We start from the raw sequence: 10,898 nt of genomic DNA, 5'->3' as shown, positions 1-10,898 counted from the left end.
GTGATGCTTGAGAAAGCATCATGTTTAAAAAAATTCATATCCATGTTTGCATTCTCCTATCGCAATAGAATGTTGTTATGGTCTTCTAAAGACTGAATGGCCGCGTTCTTTTGCTCATCTGTGATGTCATCTGGCCATAGCAATTCAGAAGCTTTTACAGTGCATAAGCGTGCTGTAATCACGGCGCGTTGATCTGCGCCTGTTGCGTCAACAGTGGCAAAAGAAATCCCTGCCGGTGTTTGACTGCCATCGGATACTGCTGGATTAAGGGGGATGTATTTTTCTGATGCTTGAGGAATGGGGTTTTCGGCGTATCAGATAAGCCAAACATTTTGCGGTTGAAATTAAACTCCAATTGTATTGCACTGAAATACAGTTACAAGAGGAGAGATCATTATGGCTGCTAGTCGTATGGTTCAGGCGCGTGTACCAGAAGAAATTCAAAATATCGCTAATCAAGTTATTCAAGCTTCAGATTTATCAGTAAGTGATGTTGTGAGAGTGTTGATGACGCGTATTGCACAAGATAAAGCTATTCCGTCCTTCTTGTTTCAACCCGATGCGGAAACCATAGCGGCTTTTACGGAATTAGATGAAGGCAACTTAAAAAAGTTTCATTCCGTAGACGAATTATTTGATGATCTATGTGGACGATTGAACGCACCACTATCTCCAAACGTGATTTCAAGCGTGAAATGAAAGGACGGTATCGGCATCTTTTAGATATTGATTTGCGCCAAATCATTGCAGCATTAGCAATTGACCAGCCTTTAGAACCTCGATATCATGACTATGCATTGACTGGGAATTGGAGCAATTATCGAGATTGCCATATTCGACCTGACTTAGTGTTGATTTATCGCTTGATTGGTCAAGATCGATAGGTTTTAGTATGTCTAGGCTCTCATTCAAAACTTGATCTTTAAACTACCTCCCCATTTTTGAGAATGGAGAGGGGAGTTATGTTTTTAGCTAAGCAGCTTCCACAACAGGGCTCTCCAAAGTAGGAGCATAAGCTTGCAATAACGAATTCATGCTATGCGGGAGTTCTGAAGTTCCAAAGCCTTTAAGAACTGCTAGAATCTTTGTAATATTCGGTACCTCATCTTGAAGTTTTAAAATCAAAGCTTTTTCTATCACACCCATAATGTTAACCAGAGTACTACAATTTTTTTTATCTACATATTCACAATTGACAAACTGAAACAAAGCCATTCACACATTACATAAAAAGTTGGTATCTACCTTCATTGCATACCCCCAAAGATATTTGTTCTCTCAAACATGCCAATCCTTTTGGTGTAATTTTTGTTGAAGGCAGTATCTTTTCTGTAGCATCAGGTCCTTGAATAGTGATAGCAGGATAATCCATAAATCCTTTCTTGATTTTATCCTGATAGGGTAATAATGGACCACTTGGAATACGGCGATACACCCAATCATGTTTATGTAAGTAATCTGTTGAGTCCTTTGGCCGTACTTCAAAAATTTTTTCCGCTTCAATAAGACCGAACAAACCATCAGAAGGCTTTAAATCCTCAAGCACGTCTGCTTTGGGTGCTATTCTGCGATGATGCTACTTTCTGTTCGATTTGATTTTGTAGGTGATTCAAGACGCCAAGTAATGCTTCGGGCTTGGAGTAATCGATTTGCGGTGTCGCTACTTGTTTTGCAAGCTTTTCACATTCGATAAAATACTCTTTTACTTGATGACCTTTATCATTACGCTCGATCATTGAAAGGTGTTTTGCCATGTCTAAGGTGAGGTGATATTCCATGCTTGGACGCCCACCTTTTTCTAAATTTTTAGAAAAAGCTATAAGTCTATATTTTCTCGAAATTTGCATTCTTTAATACGATTTTTAATCCAGTCTGCAAATTTTGATGTAATTTCCAAAAACGCATGCAAATCACGAGCATTGACGGTTTGAACAGCCTCTCTATCAATAACCCGTTATTTAATTTCTATAAGAGTGTTCATAGTGAACTCCTATCGATTAGAGGTTTCTTATTGACATTCCAGAAGAATGCCGAGCGCTAAGAAACACGGTCGATAGTCCGTCGTTACGCTTTCCCCATAAAGAGTATTGTATAGCGTAACTACACCCGACAAATCCATTATATGCATGTAGCATATAATGAGTCAAAGTCTCTAATGTGCGGAGAAGAGATTGTGTCAGTAATCTATCCGCTATCGATTTAAGGTGTTTCTTAGGCACTTAATTCGAAAATATACATTGACGCAATAATGTCGAGAATAAAAATAAATTCCATCTCAAAATAATTATATACTGTACAGTGTACATATTGAAATCATTATTTATCAATGAGTTAAGTGTACAATGTACAGTTAATTTGAAAATTCTGTCGCTAGCGATAGTTTGCGCAGCCTGCCCCGTAACGAAGCTAACTCGCTGGGAAGTATCTTTTATATTTATTTTATTGACTTTTTTATAAAAAAACAAAGCATAAGTGATAATCTGTTTTTAAAATTGCAATCAAAGTGTGTAATGCATAAACTCATAAGGATACGGGATAGGTAGATAAAGCTTGAGAACATTATTTAGCTTTCTTATTAGCAGCGTATTCTTGACGTTCAAGTTGTCTCTGTATGTTTTTAGTTAATCTTTCACTGGTATATTGTGCGATAGAATTTACAATTTCTGGCTTGGACATCACTCCAGCAATTGATGGTCCTTCTTGTTTTGCAATGGGGAATTTACCTCCGTCTACTCTTTGAAAAACATTACTCTTCATCTTTTTTAAATCAACACGCTTTGGAAAATTTCCACCCTTAATAAAACCATGAGGCAAGATTTCTTTTTTCCAAACATTGTGTAAGTTACGCCGCGTTTTGTTTTTTTTTGCTTGAAAAAATTAAGAGGTATCGGTGTTCCAGAACCAATGATATCTGTCTTGAGAAGTTTTGTTTTATAGCGGCTTTAGCCAAGGCGTTTCACCTTGGCAAGCAAAGCGAACGGAAAAAGCAAACAGAGAATGCTTTAAAGACAGCAACAACGCGGCTTGAGGTGGAAAATGAAGTTAATCAAAAAAGTGATGCTGGTGTGCGCTCTGAACTTTCTCGTTGGGTGCGCGGCAAATAGGTCTGTTTCTTGTGGTGGCTGGTTGCCCATTTATTTGGATAACAAGGATGTTGCGGTCATCAGTTCCAACCTTGCAAGAGATATTTTGAAGCATAACAAGCAGGGAGCCCATTTATGTGGTTGGAAAGATGGTCAAGAAACGAAGCAGCAAAGATAAAGGTCTTACAGAAAAAGAACAACAGCTCCTTCATGAGATGATAGAGACCTATCAAGGCTTAAAGATGATGTCACGTATCATGAAATTGATTGCCTTCATCCTCTTTATGTTTGTAATAGATTTTTCCCGTTTTGTGGACGCCGTAGAGAATAGCTTCTCACACCTCAAAAAGTGGATAACAAAAAAGTTAGATATCCAAATCTCTCCTTAAAAAATATGATGAAACAAGAATTTACACAAATATTGTTTGCGTGGATGGGGGGTAAACACTATCTGCGTAAGAAAATTATACCGATTTTAAATAATATTGGCCATGAAACCTATGTTGAACTATTTTTAGGTTCAGGTTTTATTTTTCTAAACAAAAGACCAGCAAAATATTCCGTTATTAATGATCTGAATGGAGAGATCACGAATCTGTTTCAATGTGTTCAAAATGACTTTGATGATTTAGCCAAACGACTAGAATGGTTTGTTTCTCCAACGTTGTGTGATGTATGGGAAAAAAGATTATGTCTCTTTTAGTTTTGGAAGAAAAAAGCTTACATTATTTAATCCCGATAAGCTTTTAGCAAGGATGCGGCGTGTTAGACAGAAGCTTCTTGATACGACGATCTTAAATTTATCGTGGGAGCGAGTTGTCGAATTTTTTGATGCCCCCGACAGTTTATTTTACCTAGACTTGCCTTATCTTGTAGAGAGGAGGTATTACAGCTCTGGGAATTTTGTTGAAGATGATTTTGTGAGGATGGCAAAAGTTCTCAAAAGCATCCAAGGAAAATTTGTCTTGAGTCTGAATGATAGTGATGAGGTTCGAGAGATCTTTAGGGATTTTGACTTTTTAGAATTAGAGACCCTTTGGACATCTGGTTTTGCTAAAAAAAACTCTTCGAAAAGAACTCTTGATTCGTAATAACTGAGGAAATCATAAAAAGATTTGTTAGAATCAGAAGAAATATTTTTTCTCTAACAGGACGTTTTTGATGCTTACATCCTTTGGTAAAATTTTACGGAAACTTTGTCTTGATCACTCAGAACGCCTCTTAGATATGGCTAAGAAATTAGACATATCTGTAGCATTTTTATCTTTTGTATAGATCAGAAAAAAATCTGTTCCTGTAGGACTGGAGGAAAAGATAATTGAACTCTATGCTTTAGATCAAGGGGTAGCAGAAATTTTGAGAAGAGAATCGGATGCTTGTCGCACAAGTTTTACAATCAAGACTTCTGATCCGTTGAGGCGTGAAATTGTTGGCATGTTTTCTAGATTTATAGATATTTTTACACAAGAGGATTTAGAAAAATTCAAACAAATACCAGAAGTAATTCGCGAATCAAAAAGAGAGAAAAATGCTACCTTTGTAGAAGAATGTTAAAAAATCCTATTCCCTTAACTTTATTCAGACATCCCTCACAGTAAAAAAGATGTATAAATACAGCAAATTATAGAATAATAAAAAGAATCTGGTGGGCGTGACAGGGATTGAACCTGTGACCCCTACGATGTCAACGTAGTGCTCTCCCGCTGAGCTACACGCCCATTCATTGATGTTGCATACACCATATAGAATGATAAACGTCAATGCCTAATTTCGTTTTCTCTTTCAAGAGATGCAAATAACTTAAAAAAATACTTTTTAAGCAGCGATAAGGATCTTTTCAACCTCATTGACGAGTTCACGTAAGTGAAATGGCTTAGAGAGAACCTTTGCATCAGGAGGGGCATCACTATTTGAATTGAGTGCTACCGCTGCAAAACCTGTAATGAACATTACTCGTAAATCAGGGTCAATCTCAGTAGCACGTCGTGCGAGTTCGATTCCATCCATCTCTGGCATCACAATATCAGTCAAGAGAAGGGAAAATGGCTCTTCTTGTAAACGTTCATACGCGCTAATACCATTATCGAAATCGGCGACTTCGTAGCCTGCACGTTCTAAGGCTTTTACGAGAAAGCGACGCATATCGTTATCATCTTCTGCGAGCAGGATTCGTTTCATGATTATGTTCCAATGGCTCCATTTGTCAGAGTTTTGCCGCATCAATTATACAATATAGAGTATTTATAAAAAAGACGGTAAAATGCTCATAATTGAAATGAATGGCAAAATGGTTAATTCTTACATTCTTATTCAGAATACAGCATATTCGTTGTGAGTTGGTTAAATTCAAAATATATGTGATTTTGAAAAAAGAAGGGGTTCTCTAAAACTTTTAAGATGATTCATTGCTATCTTTTCTTTTAAATTCGCTGATTATTATCAGAATTTCATTAAAAAACTTATGAAAACCGTTACTGTAGGGACTTGCTATATAGAGAAATTAGAAGAATATTATGTTAATTTATTGTTTTTTAAAAATTCTCTTAAGAAATAGAAATTTCATAGTTATTTGTTTTTATAGAGATTTGTAATAAATATTATAAGTGCGCTTTATTTTCAGTTTTTTCCTTAAATAGATGAAAACTATTATTTTTCTAGATATAATATTAAATTAACACTTAATAATAGATCAAAAATAGTATTTTGATGTTTTATTTATAAATATGTATCATGTTATATTAATGTAGATTTATTATCTTCATTTTATTAATTATACAAAATATTTTTTTATTAAGTTATTTTTTATGATGTAAAATAATTTTGTTTAATGTAACGATATACTTTGTATATTAGTTTTTTATTAGAATGCGTGGTAAATATTTAGGTCATGGCTTGCCTGTAGAGGCTAGAAAACGAATCATATGAGTGGTTGGAAAGTAAAATCCATTATATTAAAAAGTGTTTGTAGATCCAACGCTCGTAGAAATTTTCTTTTTTATGGGGTGGAGCGGAAATTAAGATTTAGTGTTATTTTACAAATACATTATCGGGAATAAATGCATCAAATGCAGCCCAAAATTGCTTTTTATAATTTTCGTTAACCATAATTGTATCCAGTTTAGCGCCTGTAATAGTAATACTTTCTGTCAGGCGTGTGTGTTGGCATAATTGCCGCACTTCAGTGTTGTTTGCAATATTGTTTTGATTGGCTAGAATAAAGAGTGTTGGAATTCGTAAATCTCCGTGGAGTACATTTCTCTTCATAGAATCGATCGCATTAAATACCGATGCCATCCATTGGGATGTTGGGGGCTTAATGGAATGGAACGGCACTTTATGCATGTGTTCCGATTTTATATTGTTTTGTTTTTTTTTGTTTAATTTTTTCCCATCTTTCGCTGGTATAAAGCCAAGACCTATATCAGAAAGAAATTGTGTTAATTTATGTTGAAAACCATTCGTTTTATTACCGAATGGAGCAAAAAGGGGAGAAACACAGAGCAATTTATTAAACTGATAATTAATGAGATCTAATCCGCTAAGTGCTATCAATCCACCTATACCATAGGCGAGCATAGAGTAAGGAGGCGGACAATTAGGATAAACAATATTTTTAAGAAATTTATATAAGTCATTAATATCATTATTTATATCAAAACAATGATGTCGGCTTTGTTTTCTTATCTTGAAGGATTTTTTTTCTTGATCAAACCAGTCAAATATTGCTGTATGAAAACCGCGTTTAGAAATTTCATTTATTAATAAAAAATATTTTTCTAAAGTACTTGCGTAGCTTTTGAGAATAACAATTGTTCCCTTAGATTTTTCCACCTCAGGATATGTTATCGCAAAACGAATTTCGTGATCTATTGCTATTTTAAGAGTACCATGATGGATATTAGGAGGAGTGGAAGCCCAGTCTATGGGATAAATAGGTGTTTCCAATTGAAATCCTTTACAGTGTATTTGCCGCTTAGTGCAACGTGAGATAATGAGAGGACTTTGACATTTATGTAATGAAGAAAAAGGATTTAAAAAGGGGTATATTGCTTTTTAGATAGTTTTTATCAATTTAGGTTCCAAAGAGTTGAAATAAAGAAAAACAATTACCAGATAATATAGTGTGGTTGCCATGATGGGGCCGCAGGTTCACAAGTAAGTTTGCCATTTGGGAACTTTGTGAATTAATTATAAATTATAGTCGCTCTAGAGGAGGGCAATATTATGCGTCAAGTAGATTTTTCACCATTTTATCGTTCCACAGTAGGTTTTGATCATCTTTTTAACTGGTTTGATTCTAGAAGACAACCAGATGAAGTTTCTTCTTATCCCCCTTATAATATCGAGCGTTTAACTGAAGATTCTTATAGAATTTCTATGGCTGTTGCTGGTTTTTCTCAAGATGAAATTGATATTGAAACGCATTGTAACCAGCTGATCGTTAAGGGAAACAGAAAGTCTGAAAATGATGATGAAGAGCGAGAATTCCTTTATCGAGGCATTGCTTCGCGTGCTTTTGAACGGCGTTTTCATTTGGCTGATCATGTTAAGGTTATTGGAGCAGAACTTGGAGATGGGCTTCTTCATATTCAGCTTAAAAGGGAAATGCCAGCTGAATTAAAACCCAAAAAGATAACCGTACAGATGTCACCATCCATTACAAAAAATGATAATAGCGATATTGTCGTGTAGGAAAATTTAGAAAATATAAGACCGAATAATTATAAATTTTTCTGAAGAATAAAAAACGCGAGGCAAAAGGTCTCGCGTTTCGTGTGTGTTTTCCTAAGAACGAAGCTTATTTTAATAAAACAGCTTATTTCGAGTTTGTGATAAAATGTTATTGCACATTATTCTACGTTGAAGAAAAAATTCATGTATGTGCTAATTGAAATGCATAATAATTCACTTTTTAAGTAAGATTATTTTTTATTTTATAGCATTTTAAAAATGGTCGGAGCGGCGGGATTTGAACCCACGACCCCTTGACCCCCAGTCAAGTGCGCTACCAAGCTGCGCTACGCTCCGAGTTTGTGTAAAACGATTAAATGACTGTTTCTTTAAAGGCAAGAGAAAAAATAAACAGAATAAAATCTAAAATGCTTTTGCACTTAGAGCTTTTGAAAGTAAAAATTTTGGACATCAATATCTTGTTATCAATTCAAGATACGTAACAAATCTGTAAAATTCTTTGTAATCATTTTGTGAAGGGGTAAGATTGGTGGCTTTAGGGGTATGAATTGGAGAAGGAGGGGAGAAAATGAGTACGGGGGGTATATTTTTTCCTTATCTAGCCGTTACTTTTCTAAAAAGATAAAGATTTTCAAAAGGAGAGGAGTGAATGTATGGTATTGAAACGTTTTCCTTTGTTTAGAGTTTTTATAGACGAAGTATTTTGTGTTTTATGTGGACAAAAAATTGTAAGTTCTGGATTGTATAATCATAAATCTCATTTTATGGGTACGCATTTTTATCCAAATAAACAAGGTCAGAATACTTTAATTTAGGTTTTGTTGTTTTTTTTCTAAAATACTAGATACAATATTATAGAGGAAAAACTTTCAAAGTGTTTATTGAACTAAGAAAAGAGTAAACCATGAGCCGTTTTTCGGTAATAAATTTGACGGAAGCAGCAGTGGATCGTGTTAAAGCGATTATGGATGCAAAAGATGCACAGGGTATTCTTGTTGGTATCAAAAAAGGTGGTTGTGCAGGGATGGAGTATACAATTACTCTTGTCAAAGAAAAGGGGATAGATGCGGATGTTGTTGAAGTGAATGGTGCCCGTGTTTTCGTAGCACATGATGCGGTATTATTTTTATTAGGGACGCAGATGGATTATGAAGTGACAACGCTTCGTTCTGGTTTTGTCTTTAAAAATCCTAATCAAGTTTCAGCATGTGGGTGTGGCGAATCGGTGGAACTTCGTCCTGCTACGCAGGATCAATATAAAACAAATTGAGCTGAGCTGAATTATAATTCAGTAATTTTAGAGGGACTTGTTCTTTGAGGTAGAAAAAATCTAATATTTTTATTGTTCATTTTTAGCTTGTTTCCAAAGTGCTTCCATTTCATTCAAGGATGCGTCAGTGAGTGTTTTAGATTGAGTGGATAGCTTTTCTTCAATATAGGCAAAACGGTTTCGAAATTTTATATTCGTTTTTTTTAATGCTTTTTGTGGATCAATCGCTAAGTGGCGTGCGAGATTAAGGAGAATAAAGTAGAGATCTCCAAACTCTGCTTCTATCTCTGAATTTTGTTTATTTTTGATGGCTTCTTTGAGCTCTTCGAGTTCTTCTTCTATTTTTTCAAAAACTTTATCACTTTTTTTCCAATCAAAACCTACTTTAGCTGCTGCTTCTTGTAAAGCAAGTGCCTCTTGGTTTGCTGGCTGGATTTGTTTTACTTGTGCGAGTATGCTTGTGGAGGAATTGTTGTTTTTTTCTTCGCGCAATTTTTTTTGTTCAACCTGTTCTCTTTTTTTTATATATTCCCACTCTTCTTTTATAAATCCTCGTTTTTTTTGCTCGGCATTTCCAAAAACGTGAGGATGGCGTCGAATCATTTTTGCCGTGATTGCATAAACAACATCTTCAAAAGTAAAGCTGCCTTCTTCTTGTGCAATGGTAGCATGATAGATAACTTGTAAAAGAAGATCTCCAAGTTCTTCACAGAGATCCTTTCGGTTTTTTCGTTCAATGGCATCGATTACTTCGTAAACTTCTTCGAGCATATAGGGTATGAGGGATTCAAAAGTTTGTTTTTTATGCCAGATACAACCGCTATCAGAATTTCGTAATGCAGTGATAATTGCAATGAGATCTTTGATGTCTTTTGAAGCTAACATTTGCACTTCCTTTGTAAGCAATAGAGCCTTATGTTAGGTGTCCCAACGTCTATGTAACCACATCCATTGTCCAGGATATTCACGGACCCAAGATTCAACAATATCATTTAATTTTTGCGTAGAAGCAGCTATATCGATATCATTTTTTTCATCACGTGGAAGTTCTATATGTTCATATAACTCTAAACGATGACGTCCATTAGGCAAACGAATACAACGTGCTGGATAAATATCACAGTCATATTGTCGAGCGAGTTTTATAATTAAGGGATTTGTTTTAAGAGGTCTGTTAAAAAATGTTCCCATGATACCGCGGCGAAATTTTTGATCAACGAGCATACCAACATTTTCACCTTTTTCTAATTTGGCTGCTAATGCCCATGCTGCACCGGCCTTGGAGGGAATAAGATGCCCCATAGAAGTTTGTCGTGCTTTAAGGACTCGTTTGGCAACATAGGGATTATTGGGTGGTCTAAATAATACTGTAACATTAAGATCAAAACTTTGTGCACAAATAGGCAGAAGTTCAAAATTTCCAGTATGTGCGGTGAAAAAAATATGTGGTTTTTTTTCATTTTTTAATCGCTCAAATATTTCAACGCCTTTAACCTCAATGAAACCTGGCTCGTCTGCATGAGGATCAAAATCAAAAATTTTATCAAGAAAAATATATTCGGCTAGGAAACGTCCTATATTTTCCCACATTTCTATTGCAATTGCATGGAGTTCTTGCTCTGTTTTTTCTGGATATGCACCTCTAAGATTTTTAAGTGTGATTTGATGACGATGTAAAAGGGGACCAATTTTTTTTACTAACCAAGAAAAAAAAGAGACTCCCATTTTGGCAGGAAAGCATTTTAGAATAAATAAAGAACCAAAGAGCAGATATGCCCATAACAAGTAGGATATTTTTTTAGCTATAATTTTAATAAGATATATGAGATTTTTAAGAGAAAGCTTCATCATGA

The 10,898-nt window shown here is 35.1% G+C and carries 14 protein-coding genes, 2 tRNA genes and 3 pseudogenes; 9 read left to right on the top strand and 10 right to left on the bottom strand.

Features of this window, described 5'->3' with window-relative positions:
* Window positions 1-56 precede the first annotated feature (56 nt).
* A pseudogene (locus ACFIKD_RS07270) lies at window positions 57-290 on the bottom strand (head decoration protein); the annotation flags it as partial.
* A gap of 106 nt (window positions 291-396) precedes the next feature.
* On the opposite strand from ACFIKD_RS07270, the gene ACFIKD_RS07265 reads away from it, so the two are divergent.
* Together ACFIKD_RS07265 and ACFIKD_RS07260 are read left to right on the top strand one after the other, a co-directional pair.
* Complete coding sequence (locus tag ACFIKD_RS07265; RefSeq protein ID WP_375645097.1) at window positions 397-699, top strand: type II toxin-antitoxin system RelB/DinJ family antitoxin; 303 nt, start codon at window positions 397-399, stop codon at window positions 697-699.
* A complete protein-coding gene (locus ACFIKD_RS07260; protein WP_375645096.1) occupies window positions 645-884 on the top strand; it encodes a type II toxin-antitoxin system YafQ family toxin in 240 nt (79 codons plus the stop codon). The genes ACFIKD_RS07265 and ACFIKD_RS07260 overlap by 55 nt, the downstream gene beginning before the upstream one ends.
* Window positions 885-972: 88 nt before the next feature.
* Here the strand turns inward: ACFIKD_RS07260 and ACFIKD_RS07255 are convergent, their stop codons facing one another.
* From ACFIKD_RS07255 to ACFIKD_RS07245, 3 genes and pseudogenes are all read right to left on the bottom strand, one after another.
* Window positions 973-1,215: a hypothetical protein gene (locus ACFIKD_RS07255; protein ID WP_375635922.1), complete on the bottom strand. Its 243-nt coding sequence runs from the start codon at window positions 1,213-1,215 to the stop codon at window positions 973-975.
* A gap of 7 nt (window positions 1,216-1,222) precedes the next feature.
* Window positions 1,223-1,948 (bottom strand): annotated as a pseudogene (locus ACFIKD_RS07250) (antA/AntB antirepressor family protein).
* 611 nt (window positions 1,949-2,559) lie between these two features.
* A pseudogene (locus tag ACFIKD_RS07245) lies at window positions 2,560-2,927 on the bottom strand (hypothetical protein); the annotation flags it as partial.
* Between ACFIKD_RS07245 and ACFIKD_RS07240 the strand changes: the two are divergent.
* From ACFIKD_RS07240 to ACFIKD_RS07220, 5 genes are all read left to right on the top strand, one after another.
* Window positions 2,877-3,104: a hypothetical protein gene (locus tag ACFIKD_RS07240; protein ID WP_375647604.1), complete on the top strand. Its 228-nt coding sequence runs from the start codon at window positions 2,877-2,879 to the stop codon at window positions 3,102-3,104. The pseudogene ACFIKD_RS07245 and the gene ACFIKD_RS07240 sit on opposite strands and share 51 nt — an antisense overlap.
* 116 nt (window positions 3,105-3,220) lie before the next feature.
* The gene (locus ACFIKD_RS07235) at window positions 3,221-3,472 is read left to right on the top strand and encodes a hypothetical protein (RefSeq protein WP_375647602.1); all 252 of its coding nucleotides are present in this window, start codon (window positions 3,221-3,223) and stop codon (window positions 3,470-3,472) included.
* A gap of 5 nt (window positions 3,473-3,477) precedes the next feature.
* Complete coding sequence (locus ACFIKD_RS07230; protein WP_375635924.1) at window positions 3,478-3,786, top strand: DNA adenine methylase; 309 nt, start codon at window positions 3,478-3,480, stop codon at window positions 3,784-3,786.
* Window positions 3,755-4,174: a DNA adenine methylase gene (locus tag ACFIKD_RS07225; protein ID WP_375647601.1), complete on the top strand. Its 420-nt coding sequence runs from the start codon at window positions 3,755-3,757 to the stop codon at window positions 4,172-4,174. The genes ACFIKD_RS07230 and ACFIKD_RS07225 overlap by 32 nt, the downstream gene beginning before the upstream one ends.
* A gap of 184 nt (window positions 4,175-4,358) precedes the next feature.
* Window positions 4,359-4,637, top strand: coding sequence for an XRE family transcriptional regulator (locus tag ACFIKD_RS07220; protein WP_375647603.1), 279 nt, complete (start codon window positions 4,359-4,361; stop codon window positions 4,635-4,637).
* An 89-nt stretch (window positions 4,638-4,726) separates the two neighbouring features.
* On the opposite strand, the gene ACFIKD_RS07215 is transcribed toward ACFIKD_RS07220, so the two are convergent.
* From ACFIKD_RS07215 to ACFIKD_RS07205, 3 genes are all read right to left on the bottom strand, one after another.
* Window positions 4,727-4,801: transfer RNA gene (locus ACFIKD_RS07215), tRNA-Val, on the bottom strand.
* 97 nt (window positions 4,802-4,898) lie between these two features.
* Complete coding sequence (gene cpdR / locus ACFIKD_RS07210; protein ID WP_005773448.1) at window positions 4,899-5,261, bottom strand: cell cycle two-component system response regulator CpdR; 363 nt, start codon at window positions 5,259-5,261, stop codon at window positions 4,899-4,901.
* Window positions 5,262-6,110: 849 nt separating this feature from the next.
* A complete protein-coding gene (locus ACFIKD_RS07205; protein WP_375647599.1) occupies window positions 6,111-7,028 on the bottom strand; it encodes an alpha/beta hydrolase in 918 nt (305 codons plus the stop codon).
* Window positions 7,029-7,307: 279 nt separating this feature from the next.
* On the opposite strand from ACFIKD_RS07205, the gene ACFIKD_RS07200 reads away from it, so the two are divergent.
* A complete protein-coding gene (locus ACFIKD_RS07200) occupies window positions 7,308-7,775 on the top strand; it encodes an Hsp20 family protein (protein WP_273788169.1) in 468 nt (155 codons plus the stop codon).
* 259 nt (window positions 7,776-8,034) lie between these two features.
* Here the strand turns inward: ACFIKD_RS07200 and ACFIKD_RS07195 are convergent.
* Window positions 8,035-8,111: transfer RNA gene (locus tag ACFIKD_RS07195), tRNA-Pro, on the bottom strand.
* A gap of 568 nt (window positions 8,112-8,679) precedes the next feature.
* Between ACFIKD_RS07195 and ACFIKD_RS07190 the strand changes: the two genes are divergently transcribed.
* The gene (locus ACFIKD_RS07190; RefSeq protein WP_015856470.1) at window positions 8,680-9,045 is read left to right on the top strand and encodes an iron-sulfur cluster assembly accessory protein; all 366 of its coding nucleotides are present in this window, start codon (window positions 8,680-8,682) and stop codon (window positions 9,043-9,045) included.
* Window positions 9,046-9,114: 69 nt separating this feature from the next.
* Here the strand turns inward: ACFIKD_RS07190 and mazG are convergent, their stop codons facing one another.
* The gene (mazG, locus tag ACFIKD_RS07185) at window positions 9,115-9,930 is read right to left on the bottom strand and encodes a nucleoside triphosphate pyrophosphohydrolase (RefSeq protein ID WP_375647598.1); all 816 of its coding nucleotides are present in this window, start codon (window positions 9,928-9,930) and stop codon (window positions 9,115-9,117) included.
* Between the two features lie 33 nt (window positions 9,931-9,963).
* Window positions 9,964-10,893, bottom strand: coding sequence for a lipid A biosynthesis lauroyl acyltransferase (locus ACFIKD_RS07180; RefSeq protein ID WP_375636125.1), 930 nt, complete (start codon window positions 10,891-10,893; stop codon window positions 9,964-9,966).
* Between the last annotated feature and the right edge of the window lie 5 nt (window positions 10,894-10,898).

It is taken from the genome of Bartonella sp. CR84HXZ (assembly GCF_042194535.1).
Classification (GTDB): Bacteria; Pseudomonadota; Alphaproteobacteria; order Rhizobiales; family Rhizobiaceae; genus Bartonella; species Bartonella grahamii.
Note: the sequence above shows the minus strand (reverse complement) of the source record. Positions and strands in the feature narration are given on the sequence as shown.

Bases quoted from the DNA above. Each gene is read 5' to 3' on its own strand.
- ACFIKD_RS07190 (WP_015856470.1), top strand. From the start codon at position 8,680: ATGAGCCGTTTTTCGGTAATAAATTTGACGGAAGCAGCAGTGGATCGT.
- ACFIKD_RS07265 (WP_375645097.1), top strand. From the start codon at position 397: ATGGCTGCTAGTCGTATGGTTCAGGCGCGTGTACCAGAAGAAATTCAA.
- ACFIKD_RS07255 (WP_375635922.1), bottom strand. From the start codon at position 1,215: ATGGCTTTGTTTCAGTTTGTCAATTGTGAATATGTAGATAAAAAAAAT.
- ACFIKD_RS07260 (WP_375645096.1), top strand. From the start codon at position 645: ATGTGGACGATTGAACGCACCACTATCTCCAAACGTGATTTCAAGCGT.
- mazG (WP_375647598.1), bottom strand. From the start codon at position 9,930: ATGTTAGCTTCAAAAGACATCAAAGATCTCATTGCAATTATCACTGCA.
- ACFIKD_RS07225 (WP_375647601.1), top strand. From the start codon at position 3,755: ATGTATGGGAAAAAAGATTATGTCTCTTTTAGTTTTGGAAGAAAAAAG.
- cpdR (WP_005773448.1), bottom strand. From the start codon at position 5,261: ATGAAACGAATCCTGCTCGCAGAAGATGATAACGATATGCGTCGCTTT.
- ACFIKD_RS07200 (WP_273788169.1), top strand. From the start codon at position 7,308: ATGCGTCAAGTAGATTTTTCACCATTTTATCGTTCCACAGTAGGTTTT.
- ACFIKD_RS07230 (WP_375635924.1), top strand. From the start codon at position 3,478: ATGATGAAACAAGAATTTACACAAATATTGTTTGCGTGGATGGGGGGT.
- ACFIKD_RS07180 (WP_375636125.1), bottom strand. From the start codon at position 10,893: ATGAAGCTTTCTCTTAAAAATCTCATATATCTTATTAAAATTATAGCT.